This window comes from Pseudoalteromonas sp. GCY, from assembly GCF_016695175.1.
In the GTDB taxonomy this organism is placed as follows: Bacteria; Pseudomonadota; Gammaproteobacteria; order Enterobacterales; family Alteromonadaceae; genus Pseudoalteromonas.
On the sequence record NZ_CP068023.1, the window covers coordinates 1,331,038 to 1,350,067 of the forward strand.

Annotated in this window: 21 protein-coding genes and 1 tRNA gene; 18 read left to right on the forward strand and 4 right to left on the reverse strand. The window is 43.0% G+C overall.

Annotated elements, in window-relative coordinates:
* Positions 1-34 precede the first annotated feature (34 nt).
* The 4 genes from JJQ94_RS10980 (at position 35) to JJQ94_RS10995 (ending at position 2,342) form a co-directional block, all read left to right on the forward strand.
* Positions 35-616, forward strand: coding sequence for a FlgO family outer membrane protein (locus tag JJQ94_RS10980; protein WP_099030227.1), 582 nt, complete (start codon positions 35-37; stop codon positions 614-616).
* 14 nt (positions 617-630) lie between these two features.
* Positions 631-1,284, forward strand: a complete 654-nt coding sequence (locus tag JJQ94_RS10985) for a FlgO family outer membrane protein (protein WP_099030228.1) — start codon at positions 631-633, stop codon at positions 1,282-1,284.
* A 10-nt stretch (positions 1,285-1,294) separates the two neighbouring features.
* Entirely contained in the window at positions 1,295-1,936 is a 642-nt protein-coding gene (locus JJQ94_RS10990) for a FlgO family outer membrane protein (protein WP_236596589.1), read from the forward strand.
* 331 nt (positions 1,937-2,267) lie between these two features.
* Positions 2,268-2,342 (forward strand) — tRNA-Arg (locus tag JJQ94_RS10995).
* Positions 2,343-2,453: 111 nt separating this feature from the next.
* Here the strand turns inward: JJQ94_RS10995 and JJQ94_RS11000 are convergent.
* Positions 2,454-3,650, reverse strand: coding sequence for a flagellar assembly protein T N-terminal domain-containing protein (locus tag JJQ94_RS11000; RefSeq protein ID WP_099030230.1), 1,197 nt, complete (start codon positions 3,648-3,650; stop codon positions 2,454-2,456).
* A gap of 204 nt (positions 3,651-3,854) precedes the next feature.
* Between JJQ94_RS11000 and JJQ94_RS11005 the strand changes: the two genes are divergently transcribed.
* Positions 3,855-4,331 carry an LPP20 family lipoprotein gene (locus JJQ94_RS11005; RefSeq protein WP_039492591.1) on the forward strand — a complete coding sequence of 159 codons (477 nt, stop codon included), beginning with the start codon at positions 3,855-3,857 and terminating at the stop codon, positions 4,329-4,331.
* 74 nt (positions 4,332-4,405) lie between these two features.
* Here JJQ94_RS11005 and flgN read toward each other — a convergent pair whose 3' ends face one another.
* The 3 genes from flgN to flgA form a co-directional block, all read right to left on the reverse strand.
* The gene (flgN, locus tag JJQ94_RS11010) at positions 4,406-4,834 is read right to left on the reverse strand and encodes a flagellar export chaperone FlgN (protein WP_099030231.1); all 429 of its coding nucleotides are present in this window, start codon (positions 4,832-4,834) and stop codon (positions 4,406-4,408) included.
* A complete protein-coding gene (gene flgM, locus JJQ94_RS11015) occupies positions 4,827-5,150 on the reverse strand; it encodes a flagellar biosynthesis anti-sigma factor FlgM (RefSeq protein ID WP_010369298.1) in 324 nt (107 codons plus the stop codon). The genes flgN and flgM overlap by 8 nt, the downstream gene beginning before the upstream one ends.
* Positions 5,151-5,222: 72 nt before the next feature.
* Positions 5,223-5,930, reverse strand: coding sequence for a flagellar basal body P-ring formation chaperone FlgA (gene flgA / locus JJQ94_RS11020; RefSeq protein WP_099030232.1), 708 nt, complete (start codon positions 5,928-5,930; stop codon positions 5,223-5,225).
* A gap of 140 nt (positions 5,931-6,070) precedes the next feature.
* On the opposite strand from flgA, the gene JJQ94_RS11025 reads away from it, so the two are divergent.
* From JJQ94_RS11025 to flgL, 13 genes are all read left to right on the forward strand, one after another.
* Positions 6,071-7,003: a chemotaxis protein CheV gene (locus JJQ94_RS11025; RefSeq protein ID WP_010606301.1), complete on the forward strand. Its 933-nt coding sequence runs from the start codon at positions 6,071-6,073 to the stop codon at positions 7,001-7,003.
* 15 nt (positions 7,004-7,018) lie between these two features.
* Positions 7,019-7,852, forward strand: coding sequence for a CheR family methyltransferase (locus tag JJQ94_RS11030; protein ID WP_010369291.1), 834 nt, complete (start codon positions 7,019-7,021; stop codon positions 7,850-7,852).
* Positions 7,853-8,137: 285 nt separating this feature from the next.
* Positions 8,138-8,548: a flagellar basal body rod protein FlgB gene (flgB, locus tag JJQ94_RS11035; RefSeq protein WP_099030233.1), complete on the forward strand. Its 411-nt coding sequence runs from the start codon at positions 8,138-8,140 to the stop codon at positions 8,546-8,548.
* A gap of 2 nt (positions 8,549-8,550) precedes the next feature.
* A complete protein-coding gene (flgC, locus tag JJQ94_RS11040; protein WP_010369286.1) occupies positions 8,551-8,982 on the forward strand; it encodes a flagellar basal body rod protein FlgC in 432 nt (143 codons plus the stop codon).
* A gap of 17 nt (positions 8,983-8,999) precedes the next feature.
* On the forward strand, positions 9,000-9,683 hold the full coding sequence (locus tag JJQ94_RS11045; RefSeq protein ID WP_099030234.1) for a flagellar hook assembly protein FlgD: 684 nt from the start codon (positions 9,000-9,002) through the stop codon (positions 9,681-9,683).
* Positions 9,684-9,725: 42 nt separating this feature from the next.
* Positions 9,726-11,126 carry a flagellar hook protein FlgE gene (gene flgE, locus JJQ94_RS11050; protein WP_099030235.1) on the forward strand — a complete coding sequence of 467 codons (1,401 nt, stop codon included), beginning with the start codon at positions 9,726-9,728 and terminating at the stop codon, positions 11,124-11,126.
* 123 nt (positions 11,127-11,249) lie between these two features.
* Positions 11,250-12,014, forward strand: coding sequence for a flagellar basal body rod protein FlgF (locus tag JJQ94_RS11055; RefSeq protein ID WP_095728188.1), 765 nt, complete (start codon positions 11,250-11,252; stop codon positions 12,012-12,014).
* A gap of 16 nt (positions 12,015-12,030) precedes the next feature.
* Complete coding sequence (flgG, locus tag JJQ94_RS11060) at positions 12,031-12,819, forward strand: flagellar basal-body rod protein FlgG (RefSeq protein WP_039492578.1); 789 nt, start codon at positions 12,031-12,033, stop codon at positions 12,817-12,819.
* Between the two features lie 16 nt (positions 12,820-12,835).
* Entirely contained in the window at positions 12,836-13,519 is a 684-nt protein-coding gene (gene flgH, locus JJQ94_RS11065; protein ID WP_010606306.1) for a flagellar basal body L-ring protein FlgH, read from the forward strand.
* A gap of 19 nt (positions 13,520-13,538) precedes the next feature.
* A complete protein-coding gene (locus tag JJQ94_RS11070) occupies positions 13,539-14,639 on the forward strand; it encodes a flagellar basal body P-ring protein FlgI (RefSeq protein ID WP_010606307.1) in 1,101 nt (366 codons plus the stop codon).
* Between the two features lie 107 nt (positions 14,640-14,746).
* Complete coding sequence (flgJ, locus tag JJQ94_RS11075; RefSeq protein ID WP_099030236.1) at positions 14,747-15,715, forward strand: flagellar assembly peptidoglycan hydrolase FlgJ; 969 nt, start codon at positions 14,747-14,749, stop codon at positions 15,713-15,715.
* A gap of 1 nt (position 15,716) precedes the next feature.
* On the forward strand, positions 15,717-17,729 hold the full coding sequence (gene flgK / locus JJQ94_RS11080) for a flagellar hook-associated protein FlgK (RefSeq protein WP_099030237.1): 2,013 nt from the start codon (positions 15,717-15,719) through the stop codon (positions 17,727-17,729).
* A gap of 2 nt (positions 17,730-17,731) precedes the next feature.
* Positions 17,732-18,967, forward strand: a complete 1,236-nt coding sequence (flgL, locus tag JJQ94_RS11085) for a flagellar hook-associated protein FlgL (RefSeq protein ID WP_099030238.1) — start codon at positions 17,732-17,734, stop codon at positions 18,965-18,967.
* Positions 18,968-19,030: the final 63 nt, after the last annotated feature.

The following is a 19,030-nucleotide window of genomic DNA, read 5'->3' on the forward strand; positions in this document are numbered from 1 at the left end:
TTCTATCCGGTAAGTTTATCGTGGACTTGGTGAAATGAAATATCTAGCACTCATAGTGATTATGTTGTTGGTAGGGTGTACAAACAACCAGCAGGTTGGCAAAAGAGAAGCGACCCAGCAGCAAGAAATCTTGCCTGACTTAGACACATTTGGCGCTCAGTTAGCCGTAGAGCTTGGTCAATATGTACGGCCGTTCAAGCCTAATTCGACCGTTGCAGTGACGAGTTTTTTTAAGGCAAATCAGCTGGATGATACCGTTGCTGGGCAAGGTTCTGGTTTAAGCGTTGCCTTGCAAGAATCCTTAATGACCCATTTAAGTCAAATGGGGGCCGATGTTGTGGAATACCGACTCAGAAACGCTTTATCTTTACAAAGTTCTGCCGATAGTATGTTAAGTCGAGAGTTAAATAGCCTGAATCAACGCCAGAAAATTGACCTCGTGGTAGTCGGGACAATCGTAGAAAGTCGAGATACCTATTTAGTCAATGCGCGGCTGGTTGATACGCTGCATAATCGAGCCGTCTCAGCCGCATCAATCAGCATTCCTAAAGCTGTGATGTGGGGTACGGAGCGTGTCACAAATCGTGACGGTCAGATTATACGAAGCCAATATTAGTGGAGATGAAAGTAATGAAAAAAGTATTAAGTTTGGTTTTGCCGCTTTCATTGATGGTTGGCTGTGCTCCAAGTAGCTTTTTTGCGGTGGATAATGCTCAGGCTGAGCCTGTGCGCAATGGCTTTGAGAAATCTTCGATGTATCAAAGTAATCCAAACGGTATGAAGCAATTTTCTGTTTCTCAGCAAATGGCTGGTAAAAATGTCACTCACTATGTCCAGTCTATTATGCAAGACATGGTAGCAAACTTGAAACACGTGAATGAGAAAACGCCAGTAGCAGTGACAAGCTTTGTATTTTTAGATAAAGAATTTGATAAAGGTTCCTTGCTGGGTAACCAGCTGGCTGAAAGCTTTATCCATGAGCTTCATGCGTTTGGGATCCCCGTTGTGGATTTTAAAACAACAGACTATATCCGTGTTACACCTGAAGGCGATTTTGTTTTTAGCCGTGACTTTTTAGAGTTATCTGACGACCATCCCTTTTTGTACGTGCTAGGTGGTACTTTGGTTAATCATCAGGGCGGAGTTATGGTTAATGCCCGAGTTGTTGGGCTTAGAAGTAAAAGTGTCGTAGGCTCTGCTCAAGGCTTTTTACCGCAAAACGTAGTTAACGCCCTACAAGATGGTGCGGCATACGATGGCATTCGTATAGAGCGTGCGAACTAATTCGGAGGCGATGATGAAAAATGTAGTGCTATTCGCGACGACACTTGCATTACTCGGTGGCTGCGAAATGACAAAACAGACTGCTCCTGAATCTACAGAAACGCAGCAATCCGATATGGAAATATTATATGCCATGATGGAAGAGCAAGAGCGTAATGATGATTCACAAGCTGTGGTATCGCAAGATATTGGCTTCATTAGCTATCGTCATCGCAAAGAAATTGCTAACTACACCAATCAAATTGCGCTGGAATTGTCAGATACTGTATTAGGGCAAAAGCCGGAGTCGATAGCGGTAGCCAGTTTTGTTAACTTTAATGAATCATTAAGGGAGACAAACCAGCTAGGAAACCAATTGGCTGAGTCTTTAATGCATCAAATGCAAAAGCTGGGTTATCAAGCGTTAGACTTTAAAGCATTAGGGAAAATTGAAGTGACATCCAGTGGCGATTTGACTTTTTCGCGTAACGCAAGTCGCTTGAAAAACACGCAATCGCCCAGCCATTTGCTGACAGGCACTATGGTTTACCGTCCACGAGGCGTGGAGGTAAATGCAAGGTTGTTAGAGTTTACCACCAACTTAGTGATCGCAAGCACGGTGGTGACCATCCCGTATTTTATCCTTGATGATCAGGCAACCGCTTCAAGGTAGTACTTCAATAGCGTTTTTTAGAAGAAAATACCGTTTGGGTTTTATTAAAAACGAAGAACTATCCTACTTCTTACTCACATCTCAAGCGAAGTAACTGATAGCGCAGTAGTGAGTCCTAACTGCTGCGTATTCGCCTATTTAACCTTATTTATTATCGTGAATAATTTGATTATTAATCTTTAAAAGTTCATTAAGATCAGTATACTAAAGCGAAGTCACTGAGATGCAGTACAACAGAGAATCGGCAACTCCAGACTTTCATTGGTATTAAGTAACGCAGATCCCGCTAGTGAAGGTCAAAAAAGGCGATTGTTACCTGATTTTGGAGATTGTCCCCATAGTTTAATGGATAAAACAAGGCCCTCCTAAGGCTTAGATGTAGGTTCGATTCCTACTGGGGACGCCATTTATATTCACTTCAGCTTGGAATTACCAAAGTAAATGGGCGGCAGAAGCATGGTGTAGAGGGTGTAAAGTCATCGAAAATCTTGCCTTTTACCACAGGAAGGCTCAGCACTTACAGTGCAAACTCATTTTCATTTTCTATTTGAATTTCAACCAAATCATTAATTTGCACATTGTGAAGTGGGCGATTGCTGATATTTACCGCAATGGCGTTTTGCGCATTCACCTGGATCACTTGTAGCTTATTAATGGTTTTAATTTGATGCATAAATATTTTACCATCGACATTAGTCAGCGGATTACTATGCGCTACGTTAAGGATCTGGCCATTCTCTAAGCCATGCATGCGGCCCAAATTAATAACGACTTGTTCATCATCGATATGTAGGATTTTGCCATTGGTTGGTAAGCAGGCGACCGCTGTGTTTAAATCAGTTGCGATTTGTGTCAGCGTGGTTTGGATCTCATCAGCATAATCTGTCTGCCAAAAGCGCTCACTGTACACATCAATTAATTTGGTCTTCTTAAACGGCCACACGCCTTGAGTGGCATATTGCTTTTGCCACACCCTTTCATGAGAAAGTGCATCAAACAGCGCAAAGTCTACCTTGAAGCTTCTTAAGTATTTATCGCTTTGCCAAAATGCGAGGTCACTATTAAGTTTATCGACACCAGCAATATCAGTAATTTGACTCAATAATACAAATTGGCTATTTGTATTTGCTGTAATGGTCTCGATTAGTTGTTCATTATAATCAAAACGCTGACTGAAAAAGCGGCTAACATCTATGGTCTGTGCAAAATAGGGAACAGGTTCTAAGCTCGACTTTTGTTCGGTCATTGTCTGATATAGGCGCTCGCTCACCGCTTTATTTATGTCAAAAATTTGACCTAAAGTTGCTTGGTGTTTATTTTTTAGCTGGCTTTGTGTGACTGCAACCTGTTTATTGTATGCACTAGTTGGGCACTGAGCACTTTGTGGGGTAATATCAATATGTAACGTCACTTGCCATGAGTCACCGACTTTTGCTTCAGCAATCACGTTGGCGCTCTGGATTTCGGCATTTGAGCGGATCTTAAGTTGATCTTGGGTGAGCACACCATCGGTGACGGTTTGTACACTACTCACAGAAGCGCCAGAAAACAGCAATGCTTGTGTGATGGCGTCGTTTACGGCCTTTCTTTTTGCTTTTTGATGATCGCCATTTTTAACGTCAGCCATGCCGGTAACTTCAAACCATTCAGCATAAGCAGGATTAGTTAAGGTGATACACAACAATGATAGACTGGTCGCGAATTGCTTTTTCATGTTTAAATGCCCAGATCAAAAACTACCCTTTAACTCAGCAATACCTGTGCCAAATTTTGGCAAGGTTCGTGCATAATCATATTTTATGAAAGTTAATTTTATTTATTGCCAATACTCGATGAAACCACAACAACCCTTGCGAGACGAATATGCTCGGGAAGCGTTAAATTTTGATTGGTATTTATTGTAGCGGAGTGTAGTGAAATGCGTATCACTAATTCTATCAGTGCAGTTGTTATGGTTTGCTCGCTAGCAGGGCTCAGTGGCTGTTCAAGTCTCGTTGACAAGCACATTGAATATGAAACGGTGCAACCGGAAACGTTTCCTGTTTTACGGGCTGTGGGGTACGCTCCTTTGAGTGCTCAGCCGGGCAAAACTGCTGGTGAGAAGCAGTTAATGGCTATTAAAGTCTCAAAATTAGAAGCGTATCGTGAATTGGCTGAGCAACTGTATGGCCAGAATTTGACATCCACTATTACGGTAAAAGGTGCTATTGCGCAAAACGACGGTCTTAAGAGCCAAGTGAATGGACTCGTTCGTGGGGCTAAGGTGCTGAAAAGTTACGCAGTTGGTGACACTTACGCAACAGAATTAGAGCTTGATATGAAACGCGTTTATGATTTGTATATTACTCAAGTCAAGCCGCAGAAAATTAAGAAAATATCTTATAGTTTTAAGTAAGCACTCCTCGTATGTTGCTTACTTAACATGCTTCATTTTGGGTATTCTTTAATACTAAAATACGGCTAACGTAGCTACGCCTTTAGGTTACGTACTAATTCACTGTCGCTACTTTTCACGCTGCCATCTTGACCATAAGTGATCGAAGTAGGTGCTCCAATTAAGATCCCTTTTAGTTCACGTGTGCTTACATTCGCCTGATGAGCCGTTTTAGCATTGATTTCATTTTTGGTTTGGCACTCACTGAGTAGTGCTCGCACTTTAGCAACGAGCGGGGCTACTTCACTGTGTTCAAAGACGTGAGACTCAGTTTTTGACAATTCGTTGTCGATCTTTTGTAGTTTTGAAATGAGAGTTAGCTTTTCACGAGCGATTTCTTTTAAATTGTCGCCACGTCGGGACGCAAGCTCGTCAAGCTCAAGTGCTAGAAGCTGGGTCATCGCTTCTAGCGTCGAGATTTGTTCTGAAAGTTTGTGGTGGCAAAGCCGAACCAAATCATCCATATATTTCGAACTCAAATGCAGCTATGTTTTTGGCGAGTTTTTCCGCGTCAACTTGATACTTGCCTTCTGCAATTGCTTTTTTCAGTTCTTCGACTTTCTTGTCGTCAAAGCCTGATGACTGCTGCGCTTTTTCGTTGACCGTTTTCAGCTGTTGCGCTTGTGGAGTCAGACTGACTGAGTCCGCAGCCGCTTTCGGTGTAGCTGGTGATTTAACTGATGCGCTGTTGGCATCATTTCTTTGCAATTCAGCCTTCTGTTGCTTAACATTATTAGCAACGGATGTAGACTGATTTTGACCGTTAACTTGATTAACCATGTTTGTAGACCCAATAAAATTATACTCTCAGCCATGTTATCGGCGTTCAGTAGTATTACTTTAGCAAATTTTTTATAAATTCACCTCTACTGTTTCCACTTCTATTACTCTAGCACGTAAGGTTTTGCCAGAGCGAGCGTTTTTAATATTAATAAGTTCACCCCGGTTGCCATCTTGCTGCGCTTCTCCTTGAGTTTTGATCACGAGTCCACCTGATTTGGCAATAATCGTTACAGTATCGCCTTTGCAGACCATGCAAATATGAGCTTGGGTAAAGGCTTGGCCTTCTCTTATGTTACGTTTACTTCTGCTACCTATTAGTATCGACTTATCTTCTATATAAGAAACTCTACGAAAACGTTTTGGCTGATATTCTATTTTTACATCTTCATCCTGAATAACACGGCCTTTCTCTAACATGGTCGCGCTAACCAATATAGGGAAGAGGTGATCGATACGCACATGGACGTATTGAGTCCAGCTGAGGGTATCGTTGCATCTAATTTGTACTGTCACTTGAGTATCAAAAGGCGGAGCCATCGCTGTACTATATTGCAACGGCGATTGACAATCACGTGCTGGAATTCTTGAATCAAGTGGTATAGCAGTCAGTGACAGCTGGCTGTCGGGATCTTGCTCTACATTCGGTTTAACAAATTCTATTGCGCTTTGTTCTAAAGTTTTGTTGTCATATTGCTGACAATAACCATAGTCAACGCCTATAAAATAAGCGAACAAACAAAAAAACTGAATGTAATGGGTTTTTTTTAACAAACTCATGATGTTTCGACTATGCTTATGGGGTGAAACAAGGTATAAAGATTCTGCTTTAATAACTGCACCTAATCAAGGGTGGTAAACCATATCAGAGTCGAAGCAAAGATCGTTCCGATTAGCGGTTTATACAGTAGGAGATTGAAATGGCAGGTATTTTAGACTCGGTTAACCAACGTACACAGCTAGTTGGACAAAACCGTCTCGAGCTATTACTTTTTCGACTTCAAGGTCGACAGCGCTTCGGCATTAATGTTTTCAAAGTCCGAGAAGTGCTGCAATGTCCAGCATTGACAAGCATGCCCAAGTCAAACCCGCTTATCCGAGGGGTTGCTCATATTCGAGGCCAAACGATATCCGTAATTGATATGTCACTTGCGGTAGGTGGACCTCCTATTCAAGATATTCGTAACTGTTTTATTGTGATTGCAGAATACAACCGTTCAGTTCAAGGTTTTCTAGTCAGTGCAGTAGAACGCATTGTGAATATGAACTGGGAAAAAATAATGCCCCCGCCATCTGGGGCAGGTCGTTATTCCTATTTGACAGCGGTCACAGAAATTGAAAACGAGCTAGTTGAAATATTAGACGTAGAAAAGATCCTCAATGAGATTTGCCCAATCAACACAGAAGTCAGTGCTGACATTGTCTCTGATGGTGAAATGCAAAAAGATTTAGGCGAACGTATTGTCTTTATCGCTGATGACTCCGCGGTTGCTCGTAATCAGGTCAAACGTGCATTGGAGCCATTAGGTGTTCAGACTGAGCTTGCGAAGAACGGCAAAGAAGCACTTATCAGGCTTCGTGAAATTGCGGAAATGGACTGTCAAAATAATGTCACTGAGCGAGTAGGGCTATTAATTTCTGACGTTGAAATGCCGGAAATGGATGGTTATACGCTAACGGCTGAAATAAAAGCTGATCCAAAATTAGCGCCATTGCATGTGATACTCCATACTTCACTGAGTGGTGTATTTAATCAGGCCATGATTGAGAAAGTCGGCGCTGATGATTTTATTGCTAAGTTTAACCCAGATGAATTAGCCTCAGCGGTTAAGAAATGGGTTCATTGTGATTAAAGCTGGTGGTAGCACTTGGAAAATAAGCATTTAGAGCAAAAAGAGTACGACCAATTTAGAACCTTTTTGGAGCAGCAGTGCGGTATCGTACTGGGTGACAATAAATTGTACTTGGTCAAAAGCCGGCTCGCTCCTCTGATGGCTCGCTTTGGTGTAGAAACACTATCGTCTTTAGTAGCTAAAACACTCAGTCCCCATGAGCGGCAATTGCGTGCCGCTGTGGTGGATGCCATGACAACGAATGAAACGCTTTGGTTTAGAGACACTTATCCGTTTGAGTTGATTAAGTCGAAAATCTTACCAGAGTTTAAAGACTTAAGACGTCCAGTTAAGATTTGGTCGGCGGCAAGTTCATCAGGGCAAGAGCCGTACTCAATCGCAATGTCTGCGAGTGAATATGTGAGCAAAAGCCCAGGCGCGCTAAAAATGGGTGTTCAAATCGTTGGTACAGATATTTCTAACACTATGCTGGATATGTGTAAGAATGCTGAATATGATGCGCTGGCGTTGGCGCGAGGGTTATCGCCTGAGCGTAGAAAGAAGTTTTTTATGGATAGTGGTAATGGAATGGCCAAAGTAGTGGAACCGATCCGTAAAATGGTTAGCTTTAGACATCTAAACTTGTTGGATTCTTATGCGCTTATGGGTAAGTTTGATGTTATTTTCTGCCGTAACGTCCTGATCTATTTTTCACCTGAAGTGAAAGCCAAAATTATTTCGCAATTTGCTCAGTCGCTAAATCCTAATGGTTATTTATTTTTAGGGGCGTCGGAATCGATGGCGGGTTTGAGTGATGATTTTAATATGATCCGTTGTAATCCAGGGATTATCTATCAGAAAAAGACCTGATACTCACATATAGCGGCAGGGACGGTCGCTATAGCTAGCATTTGCAATTTGTAACGCAATTCTAATAACTATCTCCAACCTTTTAACCGTGAATTGCTTCAGCCAAGCCGCCAATTATTCAGACGCTTCCTCTTATTTACTTCATTCCTTAATCTCAATATTGGTTCAAGGTTAATTATTCCAAAAAAATAATTTAACATATTGAAATTTAAAGTATAAATTTATTTTTAAAACTGGCCTAAAGATTGCTTTGTCATACCTGAGTCAATTTTTTGGAGTCAGATAATGGCAATTAGTTTCGATAAAGCGTTGGGGATACACCAGCATACGATGCTGCTGCGGTCACAGCGCGCTGAAATTCTAGCAAGCAATATCGCAAACGCAGACACTCCAGGATACAAAGCTAAAGATATTGACTTTGCTGGTGCTTTAAAAGCGGCAAAGACAATGCAAAGAAGCGGCAATGATATGGTTAGAACAGATGCAAAACACCTCAGTGGTGGTACCAAAATGAGTAATTCATCTGAACTATATCGTTCGCCAAATCAAGCAGATACAGGTGATGGTAATTCAGTTGATATACAAGTGGAACGAAACTTGTATGTACAGAATGCATTAGAGTACCAAGCCAGTTTGCAATTTCTTGGTGGTAAGTTCAGTGGCCTTAAGAAGGCACTCGGCGGGCAAGGGGCATAATTATGAGTTTATATAACGTTTTCGATATTGCGGGTTCAGGAATGAGTGCACAGAATGTGCGACTGAATACCACCGCAAGTAATATCTCAAACGCAAACTCAGTGAGTTCTAGTCAAGATACCGTGTATCGCGCTAGACACCCTGTATTTGCTGCTGAACTTTCCAAAGCTGCAGCTTCCCAAAACAATGTTGCGGGATCTTCAGTAGGAGTAAAAGTCTTAGGTGTGGTTGAGAGCGATAAGCCGCTTCAAGTTGAGTACAACCCAAACCACCCAAGTGCTGACGCAAATGGCTACATTTATAAACCGAATGTGAATGTGGTAGAGGAGATGGCAAACATGATTTCTGCTTCTCGCTCTTACCAAACCAATGTTCAAGTTGCAGACGCTGCAAAGCAAATGCTTAGTAAAACATTGCAACTGGGCCAGCGCTAAATTGGGAGTAACAGCTGATGAGTAATAATGTAAATGCCACTTCTTCAACGGGTGTTGATTCACTCTACTGGGATAGGCAAAAACAGGCCGAGGAGAAAAAGCCCAGAGATGAGCTATCGCAAGAAGACTTCTTCTCGCTGCTTACTCAACAGCTCTCTTTCCAAGATCCAAGTAAGCCTGCGGACAACGATCAAATGATCGCGCAGATGACAAGCTTTACCATGGCTGAGGGGATCTCCAAGCTAAATGAGAACTTTGACTCATTAGCTGCATCAATGACTTCTAACTCAGCGCTTCAAGCTTCAACGCTGATTGGTAAAAAAGCACTACTTGAATCAACGACGTTGGAACATGGCGACGACGCACTTACGAAAGGGTCTGTGATAGTACAGGAACCGGTTCAGAATCTATCCGTGGATATTTATGATGAGTCAGGTGCCTTGGTCAATACGCTTGAGTTTGGTGAGCAAAGTGTAGGTGCTGTGCGTTTCGAGTGGGATGGTAAGAATAAAGATGGCGAGATGATGCCCCCTGGTGAATACACCATAAAAGCGGAAGGCATGATTGAAGGTGAATATCAAACTTTACCTTCGGCCACATTCAGAAATATAGATAGTGTTAATGTTAATGGTGCTAATGGCATCGTCATTAATACCAAAGAAGGCGCGGTGCGCTTAACTGATATTGCTGAAATAGCATAGTAGTTTTAAAAGAATTAACCTTAAGAACTTAGAGGTGAGAGTATGAGTTTCAATATAGCACTGACAGGTATTGCCGCCGCGCAAAAAGACTTGGATGTAACAGCAAATAACATTGCTAACGTGAACACGACGGGTTTTAAAGAGTCTCGCGCAGAATTTGCTGATGTTTACGCATCTTCGGTTTTTAGCTCTGGCAAAACGAAAAATGGTGATGGTGTACAAACGACCATGGTTGCGCAGCAGTTTCACCAAGGGTCATTAAAGTTTACGCAAAACTCGCTAGACTTGGCGATTGAGGGAGAAGGCTATTTTGCCATGTCAAACTCTCTTCAGTCGCAGGATTTCACCTATTCTCGAGCTGGTGCATTTAAACTAAATAAAGATAACTTTATCGTGAATGCTAAGGGTGACTACTTACAAGGTTTTCCGGTCGATCCATCGACAGGTGATACAACGTCTTTGAGTCTAAGTACAACATCACCTGTTCAAATTCCTGATGCATCGGGTTCTCCTCGTGCAACATCGCAAATCTATACCTCGTTTAACCTAGATGCCACGGCACAGCCACCTACGATTGCATTCGATCCTACGCAAAGTGCATCGTATAACTCAAGAACGGCAATTACGGTATATGACTCATTGGGTGAGTCGCACACATTACAACTGTTCTTTAGAAAAACAGCTGATAATCAATGGTCAACTTATGCAACAATGGACGATAAGCCATTTAACCATAACGCGCAGCAAATTGACCCAACCGCCACGCCACCAGTGCCATACACCCCAGTAAGTGTGTTCCGTTTTGATGCAAGTGGTATTCCTTCGCAAACAGCGGATGATCCATCAGCTTCACCACTGACATTTAGTAACAACGCTGGAACAACTTTTAATCCACTTAGTTTAGCAGGTCCTCAAGATGCGACAGATCCAACTATTGGTATGTCAAACTTGTTAGAAAATGGCGCAACTTTCCCGAATGATATCGTTGTTAACTGGCGTGATGAAGCAAACACTGCTCAGAAGTTACCGACACAATATTCATCAGGTCGATTTGAAGTGAAAGCACTGGAACAAGACGGTGCAACCGTAGGTCGATTAGCAGGTATTGATATTGGTACTGATGGGAAAGTAGTGGCTTCATACACTAACGGTGACTCGACTTTCCTAGGGCAAGTCGCGCTAGTACGCTTCCCGAATTCTCAAGGCCTCCAGGCGATCGGTAATACTGAGTGGAAGAAAAGCCTATCTTCTGGTGAGCCACTTGCAGGCGAGCCAAACACAGGTACTCTTGGTGGTATTAGTTCATCGGCGTTAGAGCAATCGAACGTTAACCTCACAAACGAGTTAGTCGACCTTATCAGTGCTCAACGTAACTTCCAAGCGAACTCTCGAGCGCTTGAGGTTAACTCAACATTACAACAAAATATATTACAGATCCGATAATATATTATGCCCTCCAAAGGCTGCTCCAAAGGCAGCCTTTTTTATGTCCGTCAAAAACATCTCATCACTTTGGCACTGTGCTTGCATTAACTAGATTAAGTTTGAATTTTATAGGTCATCGTCATGGACAAAATGGTGTATATCGCAATGTCAGGCGCTAAGCAAAGCTTGCGCGGTGTGGCACTCAAAGCGAATAACCTTGCTAATGCCAACACGACTGGCTTCAAAGCAGATTTTGCACAAGCGCGCTCAATGCAGGCGTTTGGCGAAGGGCTACCTACTCGAGTTTTCGCGATGCAGGAGCGCCCAGGTACTAATATGACCGGCGGTGCAATCGTTGAAACTGGCCGTGAGCTTGATATTGCAGTAGATGATAAGTCGTGGATAAGTGTAGTTGACGCCTCGGGCGAAGAAGCTTACACCAAAGTCGGCACGCTTAACATTCGTAATGACGGTGCGTTAGTCACCGCTCACGGGCGTCAACTTATTGGCGAAGGTGGACCTATTGTTTTACCTATCCCCGTTGATAAAGTGGTTTTTAGTGACGATGGTTCTATTCAAGTGCGTCCACAAGGCGCCCCTGCTAACTTTCTTGAGGTGGTTGATAGGCTGAAAATTATTGAAGCAGATAATAGTAAGCTACAAAAAGGCAATGACGGCCTTTATAGACCAAAAGAAGATAAGTTAGAAGATGGGATCTGTGGCTTTTGTGAAATATCTCCAACCGCAAAAGTGATGAGTGGCTTCTTAGAGATGTCCAACGTCAATCCTGTTCATGAGATGGTCGATATGATCAACCATCAAAGACAATTTGAAATGCAAATTAAGCTGATGAAAACAGCTGAAGAAATAGATGAGCGACACACTTCGCTCCTACGCATAGTTTAAGAGTGAGGTAGAGATTATGAATCCGGCATTGTGGATAAGTAAAACAGGCTTAGATGCTCAGCAAACTGATATTTCAGTTATTTCGAACAACTTGGCGAACGCCAGTACCGTTGGCTACAAAAAGAGTCGGGCGATATTCGAAGATTTACTATATCAAAACATCAATCAACCAGGTGGCCGCAGCTCTCAAGATACAGAACTACCATCAGGCTTAATGCTTGGTGCAGGTGCCAAAGTGGTAGCCAACCAAAAGAATTTTTCTCAAGGTAATATGTTAAGTACCGAAAACTCTTTGGATTGGATGATCCAAGGTCCGGGCTTTTTTGAGATTCAGATGCCAGATGGCACAACTGCGTATTCAAGAAACGGTCAGTTCACGACGGATGAAGAAGGTCGGATTGTTACCTCTGGCGCTGGTTTTCCAGTTTTACCTGAGATGAACGTACCCGACGATGCACAATCAATCACTATCTCTCAAGATGGTGAAGTATCGGTCCGTGTTGCTGGACAAGCTGAAAACGTTGTCATTGGGCAATTGACGATCAGTGACTTTATTAATCCATCAGGTCTTGAGCCGATTGGACAAAACCTTTATACAGAAACTGCTGTGAGTGGTGCACCAGTACAGGGTAACCCAAGCGTTGAAGGCCTAGGTAAAGTTGTTCAAGGCGCACTTGAAACGTCAAACGTTAATGTGACCGAAGAGCTTGTAAATCTAATCGAAACACAACGTGTGTATGAGATGAACTCAAAAGTGATTTCAACGGTAGATCAGATGCTGAGCTACATTAATCAACAGTTGTAATTGGGTAGGGGGTATTATGCGTGCATTATATTTAGCCATCGTAACGGTCGCTGCATTATCTGGATGTAGTACAACACAAAATAAAAATGTGGTGCGTGACGATCCGTATTATGCACCTATCTATCCCGAGGATAATCAAGCCCAAATGGTGGCAACAGGGTCATTGTTTAATACTCAGTTTTCCAATGATCTTTATGCTGACAAAAAAGCGTTAAGAGTTGGTGATATCATTACTATTGTGCTCAGAGAAACGACTCAGGCAACCAAAGCTGCAAATTCTGAACTGGATAAATCCAGTGATTCAAGCCTAGACCCTGTGATTGGTCTTGGTGGCAATGCCATCAATATCGGGAAGGAAGCAATACAGTTTGGTGCTAAATCCAGCTCTTCTTTCTCTGGTGATTCGAAATCTAATCAGTCAAATAGCTTATTCGGGAATATATCGGTCAATGTCACCCGAGTATTGCCTAACGGTAATTTAGTGATCCGCGGCGAAAAGTGGTTAACCCTTAATACTGGCGAGGAATTTATTCGCTTAGAAGGGTTGGTAAGACCTCAGGATGTAACGGCAGATAACACTGTTGAGTCTAATCGGGTGGCAAATGCCAGAATTCAATATTCGGGTAAAGGTGACCAGCAAGAAGTGCAAAGTGCAGGTTGGTTAACGAGTTTCTTTATGAGCGCGCTGATGCCGTTTTAAGGTGCTGAAAATGAACAATATGCTTAAGAATATTTTGCTTATCGGTGCGGCCATTACGTTGGTTGGTTTTTCTTCTTTGGCTTCTGCTGAGCGAGTTAAAGATGTCAGTATGGTTGAAGGTGTTCGTTCAAACCAACTGGTTGGCTACGGCCTAGTTGTAGGCTTGCCTGGTACCGGTGAGCAAACCAGATTTACCGAGCAAAGCTTTAAAGCGATGTTGAATAGCTTTGGGATCACGATGCCCGCAAGCTTAAAGCCAAAAATTAAAAATGTTGCGGCTGTTGCGGTTCACGCAGATCTACCACCTTTTGTTAAACCCGGTCAAACCATTGACGTTACCGTTTCATCTATTGGTAGTGCTGGTAGCTTACGAGGCGGCACTTTACTTCAGACCTTTCTTAAAGGGGTCGATGGTAACGTGTATGCAATCGCGCAAGGTAGCTTGATTGTTGGTGGCTTGGGCGCCGATGGTGCCGACGGGAGTCGAGTTGTGATCAACACCCCGACAGTAGGGCGTGTGGCAAATGGCGCGACAGTGGAGCGAGCGGTACCAAGTCCGTTTACTCAGGGTGATTACATTACCTTTAACTTGAATAGACCAGATTTTACTACCGCAAAACGCTTGGCTGATACTATCAATGGACTTGTTGGACCAAACAGTGCTAAGCCGATGGATGCTGCCTCAGTTCGAGTAATTGCACCAAGAGATCCGTCTCAGCGCGTTGCGTATCTATCTACGCTTGAGAATCTTGAATTCAAACCAGCGGATACCGCTGCGAAGATCATCGTTAACTCGCGCACTGGTACTATCGTTATCGGCAAAAATGTCAAGTTACAGCCTGCGGCAATTACTCATGGCGGACTTACCGTAACAATTGCTGAGCAGCAAAATGTGTCACAACCTAATGCGCTGGCGAATGGCGAAACAACAGTGACGCAGCAAAGTATTATCGACGTAAACCAGGATGATTCTAGAGCTTTTGTGTTTGACCCAGGCGTGAGCCTTGATGACTTGGTTAGGGCAATTAACCAAGTTGGCGCAGCACCTGGCGATTTAATGGCGATCCTTGAAGCGCTAAAAGAAGCGGGCGCGATAAATGGTCAATTAGTCGTCATTTGATGTTCTATTGTTAATCAACTAGTTAGCCTCACAATTGTGAGGCTTTTTTTGGCTCGGATTTTGCATTTCTATTTGTATAGTTATTAACGTCAAACAGTGCTGAGTGTATGAACACCGACCAATTGAAAAATCAAAGCTTTTTTGACCTAGGAAACCTTGATTCGATCCGTAAAGAGGCGCTGAAAGGTGCGGGTGATCAAGGTGCCTCAGATCAGGCATTGAAGAAGGCGGCACAACAGTTTGAGTCTATCTTTACGCAAATGTTGTTACAAAGCATGCGTAAAGCGAATGAGGCGCTAGAGGATAAAGACAGCCCTTTTAACTCTAGTGGTGTCAAGTTTTTTGAAGAAATGCATGATCAGCAACTTTCGATGCACTTATCTGAGCAGGGCAGCTTAGGACTTGCAGATCTGATTGTGCAGCAGTTGTCTCCTAATTCTGAAAAGTATAAGCCTGCCTCTGTTATGAGAGCTGACGGTGATATTTCCTTTAAAAAACAGGCGACAGCGAGTGTGAGTAAACCTGAACCGGAGGCTGTCAATGTTAAGGCTGATATCTCAAGCGATGAACAAACAGGCTTTGGTTCTCCTGAGGAATTCGTCGACAGAATTTGGGAATACGCTCAAACAGCTGCGAAAAAGCTAGGCTTGAACCCTGCGGTAATGGTTGCACAAGCTGCACTGGAAACCGGTTGGGGTAAACACATCATCAGCAAAAAAGATGGTAGTAGCAGTTTTAATCTATTCAATATCAAAGCGGATAGCCGCTGGAGTGGTGAAAGTGCCAGAAAATCGACACTTGAATTTGAGCAAGGGTTACCTGTGCAAAAGCAAGCTGATTTCCGTGCTTATAAGTCGCTAGAACAAAGCTTTGATGATTATGTCAGTTTCCTAAAAGGTAATCCGAGATACGAGCAAGCCTTAAACAAGGCTGGTGATAGTCATGCTTATTTAAGTGAGCTTCAAAATGCAGGCTACGCGACCGATCCGAATTATGCCAACAAAATTAAGTCAGTTTTAAAGCGTATTGATGTATCCGATTTCTTATCCGGTGCGCTAACAAAGGGAGTCAGATGAGATGTCATTTGATCTATTAAATATTGGTGCGGCAGGGGTTAGGGCTAACTCCGAGTTACTACAAACCACCAGTAAAAACATCGCTAACCTAAATACCAAAGGGTATATCCGTGAACGGACTGAACACGGAACAATGATAGGTGGCATGGTTGGCCGCGGTGAAACCGTGCGTTTGCTCAACCAATTTGCGCAGCAGCAATTAAATCGTGATATTTCTAATCAATCTTACTATGAGCAGTTTGTCACTGAGGCAAGCCGCGTTGATACGTTGTTTGCACAAGACTCAAACAGTCTGAGCAAGAGCATCAACTCGATGTTTAATAATTTACAAAGCGCGATTAACTTGCCTTCATCGACAACTAACCGCTCTTTATTTATGACGGGCGCTCAAGGCCTAGTCGATCAAATGGATAGATTGTCAGGTATTGTTGTTGATCAAAATAGTATTGTGAACGAGCAATTGGATATTTTCTCGGAAGAAGCCAATAACCTTGTTCAAAAAATAAGCGAATTAAATAAACAAGTAGCGAGTAAATCAGCACTCAATCTGAACAATGTCGATCACAGTGTACTTAACGAGCGAGATCAAGCTATCAAGGAGCTCGCTGAACTTGTAGATATAGAAACACTTGATGGTGAAAATGGCGAGAAGCTCGTATTTTTAGGCACTGGGGATGCACTTGTGATGCAAGGTGGAGCCTTCAATTTATTCGCGATGAAAGGCAACCCAGATCCTAACCATAAAGAACTAATCCTAGACATAAAAGATAAAAATGTTGTGCAACTCGAGTTAGATAGCGGCAGCTTGAAAGGCAAAATCGGCGGGTTACTGGCATTTAGAGATGAAGTGTTGATCCCGGCACAAAACCAATTAGGTCAAATTGGCCTTGCATTGGCAGATGCTTTTAATCAGCAAAATAGATTGGGAATGGACTTAGATGGCAACATAGGTGGAGATATATTTAAAATACCTACCGTGGGTGGCTTTGCTTACAGCGAAAATACAGGCACCGCAGCGCTTACGGCAACACTTGAGCCTGGGCGCGGCAATGAGTTGCCAGCTACCGATTTCCAAGTTACTTATACCAGCGCAACAACCGTTGAAATAACAGCTGTAGATGCCAAAGGCAATCCTATCGGTACTCCGACGACTGGTAATATTGCAGGTGGAGTCATCACGGGAACGGGCGATTATTTTGGCTTACAAATGAACGTAACTGGTAGTGGTGCAACAGGCGATAGATTTCTTGTGAAATTAAATCAACAGGCTGCAACTGGGTTGGAGCTTGCAACTCAAAGACCAGAAGCACTCGCATTAGCGTCGCCAATTCGTACTGAAAAATCAGCAGACAATAATGGTACGGCGACCATTTCAGCTGGAGTCGTCACTGATACCGACCCCGCGACCAGTGCGTTTACTGCGGGAACGCCGCCAACGTTGAATGATGGTCCTTATACTTTGACTAAAACAGCCAACGCTAACGAATATACGTTGACCAGTAATTCAGGTACAACGCATACCTTTACGGCTCCTGCGGATGGTAAAGATATTCTCTCTGGAGTGGGAGCAGCGCCTGCACCTTTTGATAACCTTGGCTTCACTTTCGATATTGAGGGTACACCGAATACCGGTGATAGTTTTGAGATTAGCTTTAACACCGGTGGCTTTGATGACAACCGTAATGGTGCAGCGCTCGATGGTCTGAAATCATCGGATTTAGTTAGACAAAATGTAGAGTCTACAGGTAGTACCGAAAGCCATAAAACCTTTAATGAAGCATATGCCGATATTGTCACTGGTGTAGGGGTTATCACCAATCAAGCAAAAACCAATGGCGCTGCATTTGAAGCGCTGGCTAATCAGTCAAGTGCATGGTTTGAGTCTCTATCGGGTGTAAACCTAGATGAAGAGGCGGCCAATTTGTTACGTTTTCAACAGTCTTACTCGGCTTCAGCGCAAGTCATTTCGGCAGCGAGAACTGTGTTCGATACCTTATTAAGTGCAGCGAGGTAATTATGCGTTTATCTCAAAATCAAATTTTTAATTCTAATCTTAATTCTATTTTGCGTAATCAGCAGGACGTGAATAAAGCAACACAGCAGCTGAACACGCAAAAGCGGGTACTGAGCGCTTCTGATGATGCTTCAGCGACTGCTAGAGCCATGCTTTTTGATGACAGGATCCAAGCAAATGAGCAGTTTACTAAGAACCTGACTATGTTGTCTTCGAGATTAGATACTCAAGAGTCAGTGCTAGAAAATATTAAAACGGCCATTGATAGCGCTTATGCGAAGTCAATACAGGCTGGTAACGGTGGGTTATCTGACGTTGACCGTGAAGCGATTGCTGATGAGCTAGAATCCATTCAGGATACTATTTTGGATTTAATGAACTCAAAAAGTGAGGATGGTAAGTTTATATTTTCCGGCTACCAAGATAATACGCAAACCTACAGCTTTGATTCTGCCACTGGAAAGTACGTATATAATGGTGACCAAGGACAGCATAAAATAAAAGTCTCTGAAGGGGTCGAGATACGTTCCAGTGATAACGGTTTTGATGTATTTGAAAGTGCAGAGAAGCGACTGAATATTACGTCAAATACAGGTGCGGTTTCTGGTGGTATCACCTCTGCATCGGTTTATGTAGATGAGCAAGCTGTGTTTGATAAGTTTCATAAAGCGAATTACAACGCGGATCCAAGCGCGCCTGCAGGTGCAAACACCTTTGACTTAGTAGTGACAGCGGGTACGCCAAATACTTACCAGCTTGAGCAGGGAGGAACCGTTATTTCAACGGGTAGCTTTGAAGGTAATTCGGTCAAAGTCGCAGGTATGGAATTTAAATATGAAGGTACCGGATCTGGTCAAATCAGCTTTGATTTAGAAAAACCCCAGAAAGAAAACATTCTAAATACGTTGGGATCTATGATTACGTCATTGAGAGACCCCAGTATTACGGGTGATGATTACAAACAGGTACTTGCAGACGGGATCTCTGGACTAGACAATGCCAAAATCAAGATATCGCAAGGACAAGCGGGGCTTGGTGGCAGGTTAAATGCTGCAAAGCTTGTATCTGATGCAAATTCAGACTTGGACGTTGATAATAAGGCAAATAAAGCGGCTTTAATAGAAGTCGATTTTTATTCTGCGATTTCAGAGCTCACCAAGCATGAAACTGCGCTGCAGGCCTCTCAGGCAACATTTGGCCGCCTAACTAATCTTTCTCTATTAGACTATATTCGTTAAAAGACGGCCTTTACGGGCCGTTTACTTTCACACTGCTTTAAACTCTACTTTTCCTCGTAACAA

Coding starts and splice junctions, on each gene's coding strand:
- flgA (WP_099030232.1), bottom strand. CDS start 5,930: ATGAGTTTGTTAAAAAAAACCCATTACATTCAGTTTTTTTGTTTGTTC.
- flgM (WP_010369298.1), bottom strand. CDS start 5,150: ATGGTTAATCAAGTTAACGGTCAAAATCAGTCTACATCCGTTGCTAAT.
- flgG (WP_039492578.1), top strand. CDS start 12,031: ATGAATCCGGCATTGTGGATAAGTAAAACAGGCTTAGATGCTCAGCAA.
- flgC (WP_010369286.1), top strand. CDS start 8,551: ATGAGTTTATATAACGTTTTCGATATTGCGGGTTCAGGAATGAGTGCA.
- flgE (WP_099030235.1), top strand. CDS start 9,726: ATGAGTTTCAATATAGCACTGACAGGTATTGCCGCCGCGCAAAAAGAC.
- JJQ94_RS11005 (WP_039492591.1), top strand. CDS start 3,855: ATGCGTATCACTAATTCTATCAGTGCAGTTGTTATGGTTTGCTCGCTA.
- JJQ94_RS10980 (WP_099030227.1), top strand. CDS start 35: ATGAAATATCTAGCACTCATAGTGATTATGTTGTTGGTAGGGTGTACA.
- JJQ94_RS11000 (WP_099030230.1), bottom strand. CDS start 3,650: ATGAAAAAGCAATTCGCGACCAGTCTATCATTGTTGTGTATCACCTTA.
- flgH (WP_010606306.1), top strand. CDS start 12,836: ATGCGTGCATTATATTTAGCCATCGTAACGGTCGCTGCATTATCTGGA.
- flgB (WP_099030233.1), top strand. CDS start 8,138: ATGGCAATTAGTTTCGATAAAGCGTTGGGGATACACCAGCATACGATG.
- JJQ94_RS11055 (WP_095728188.1), top strand. CDS start 11,250: ATGGACAAAATGGTGTATATCGCAATGTCAGGCGCTAAGCAAAGCTTG.
- flgL (WP_099030238.1), top strand. CDS start 17,732: ATGCGTTTATCTCAAAATCAAATTTTTAATTCTAATCTTAATTCTATT.
- JJQ94_RS11045 (WP_099030234.1), top strand. CDS start 9,000: ATGAGTAATAATGTAAATGCCACTTCTTCAACGGGTGTTGATTCACTC.
- JJQ94_RS11025 (WP_010606301.1), top strand. CDS start 6,071: ATGGCAGGTATTTTAGACTCGGTTAACCAACGTACACAGCTAGTTGGA.
- flgN (WP_099030231.1), bottom strand. CDS start 4,834: ATGGATGATTTGGTTCGGCTTTGCCACCACAAACTTTCAGAACAAATC.
- JJQ94_RS11070 (WP_010606307.1), top strand. CDS start 13,539: ATGCTTAAGAATATTTTGCTTATCGGTGCGGCCATTACGTTGGTTGGT.
- flgK (WP_099030237.1), top strand. CDS start 15,717: ATGTCATTTGATCTATTAAATATTGGTGCGGCAGGGGTTAGGGCTAAC.
- JJQ94_RS10990 (WP_236596589.1), top strand. CDS start 1,295: ATGATGAAAAATGTAGTGCTATTCGCGACGACACTTGCATTACTCGGT.
- JJQ94_RS10985 (WP_099030228.1), top strand. CDS start 631: ATGAAAAAAGTATTAAGTTTGGTTTTGCCGCTTTCATTGATGGTTGGC.
- flgJ (WP_099030236.1), top strand. CDS start 14,747: ATGAACACCGACCAATTGAAAAATCAAAGCTTTTTTGACCTAGGAAAC.